This is a genomic window from Kitasatospora sp. NPDC007106, assembly GCF_040634455.1.
GTDB lineage: Bacteria > Actinomycetota > Actinomycetes > Streptomycetales > Streptomycetaceae > Kitasatospora > Kitasatospora arboriphila.
In genome coordinates this window covers 1-2,073 of the sequence record NZ_JBEYFP010000965.1, presented here as the reverse complement: position 1 = coordinate 2,073, position 2,073 = coordinate 1, and the positions used below count along the sequence as shown (strand labels likewise).

The following is a 2,073-nucleotide window of genomic DNA, read 5'->3' as shown; positions in this document are numbered from 1 at the left end:
GCGAGCGCCGGCGCCACCCCGCTGCCGACCGCGGCCACGGCCGCGGCCCGGGCGGACGGACTGCGCGAGGTGCTCTTCGTCGGCAACAACTGGGACGGCACCGCGGACGTGGTGGAGTCCACCGGCGCACTCGCCCGGATCGGCCGGATCGACGTCGTCCCGGACAAGGCGCAGCGGCTCGCCGAGATCTACCTCAACCCGGTGAAGCTGGCGTACTTCCTCGGGGTGCGGCTCGGCCCGGGCGAGGGGCACGACCAGTTCGTCGACGACATGTACTCGACGCCGGACGGCTCGGCCGTGGTGGTCTCCCGGCCGAGCTTCGCCGACGTGGTCTCCATCGACCTGGCCACCGGACGGATCAACTGGCGCTTCCCGGTGTCGGGTTACCGCTCCGACCACATGGCGGTCTCGCCGGACGGCACCCGGGTGGCGGTCTCCGCGTCGACCGCCAACACCGTGCACGTGCTGGACATCCGCACGGGCCGGCAGCTCGGCTCCTTCGCCACCGGCGACAAGCCGCACGAGAACGTCTTCACCGACGGCGGCACCCGGATCTGGAACATGGCGATCGGCGAGGTCACCACCGCCCTCGACGCGCCGTGGCTCGACTGGACGAAGGGCGACCGGCGGATCACCGTGGTCGACGCGCAGACCTTCCGCCAGGTGAAGGTGATCGACATGCGGCAGCGGCTGGACGCGATCGGCCGCCAGGACCTCTCGGACGCCGTCCGCCCGGTGGCGTTCAGCCCCGACGGCTCGATGCTCTACTTCCAGGTGTCGTTCTTCAACGGCGTGCTGGAGTACGACGTCGCCGCCGACCGGATCACCCGGGTCGCCGACCTGCCCGGGAACCCGGCGACGAACCCGGACCGCACCACCTGGGTCAACGACTCGCGGCACCACGGACTGGCCATGAGCCCCGACGGCGCGCACCTGTGCGTCGCCGGGACGATGGACGACTACGCCACGGTCGTCGACCGCACCACCCTGAAGGAGGGCCCGCTGGTCGCCGCCTCGAAGCCGTACTGGGCGACGGTCAGCGGGGACGGCGCCTCCTGCGTGATCTCCGAGAGCGGGGCCGACCGGATCACCGCGATCGACTTCGCCACCGGCCGGAAGACCGCCTCGACACCGGTCGGCGACCACCCCCAGCGGGTCCGGCTCGGTCACGTGGCGGCCGACTGGACTTCCCCGCCAGCTCCCTGACGGTCGCTCAGTGGGCCGCGGCGTCGCGGGGGCGGGAGCGGTGCGCCCGCCAGGCGTCCAGCGCCTCGTCGCGGGTGCCGGCGGGGTGCTCGGCGTGCCAGCTCCGCAGGAAGCGGTTGAACTCGAACTGGGCGCCGACCTCCTGCGGCTCGGCCGCCTCGGCCCGGGTCGCGTGCCAGTGGCCGACGCCGTCGGCGAGGGTGCGGCCGGCGTTCTCCGCGACGAAGGCCCGCATGTGCGCGTCGAAGTGGAAGGACGGCCCGATCTGCGCGGTGAACCAGGCGCGCAGCACCTGGCTGCAGCGCTGGCCGGCGGGGATCACGGTGTCGCCGTCGACCGGCGCGGCGAGCTGCCGTGCCGTCCGGGCCGGGCGCGGCGGCGGCGCGTCCGGCAGCGGCCCGCCGTCCAGCGCGGCGGCCAGCCGGGCGGTCAGGGCCGGCTTGCCGCCGCCCCGGCGGACGCCCATCTCCCGCGCCAGTGCGGTGAGTTCTTCGAGCGTCCAGTACCAGCGCAGCAGTTCGGCACCGCTCAGCGCCGCCGTCAGCGGCGGTCTCGGCTCGTGTCCTGCGGTCGTGGTGTCCCCGTCCCCGTTCATCAGGCCATTCTGCCCGCGGCCCGGCACGCTCCGCGGACGGGGGTGGGCGACGGAGGGCGCACCGGGCACGCGCGTCGGCAAGGGCGGGTGCGGCAGCGCGCGACGCACCGACGGGACAGCGGACAGGCGCCGCCCGCGACGGGCCTGCCCGGAGGACAGCTGTGACCCGGGGCCGAGGTCCGGGCACCGTCCACCTGTCCGGGGCGCCCGCGTGTCGGGCGACAGCAGCGCGGAGCCGGCACCGTGGGGAGCGGCCGGGCACGGCAGCGCAC

General features: G+C 74.8%; 2 protein-coding genes. One reads left to right on the top strand and one right to left on the bottom strand.

Going from position 1 to position 2,073, the window contains the following annotated elements:
* The coding region (locus tag ABZ641_RS34565) for a YncE family protein (protein ID WP_359988307.1) at positions 1 to 1,206 on the top strand (1,206 nt) is incomplete at its 5' end.
* Between the two features lie 7 nt (positions 1,207 to 1,213).
* Here the strand turns inward: ABZ641_RS34565 and ABZ641_RS34560 are convergent.
* On the bottom strand, positions 1,214 to 1,801 hold the full coding sequence (locus ABZ641_RS34560; RefSeq protein ID WP_359988305.1) for a DUF6434 domain-containing protein: 588 nt from the start codon (positions 1,799 to 1,801) through the stop codon (positions 1,214 to 1,216).
* Positions 1,802 to 2,073: the final 272 nt, after the last annotated feature.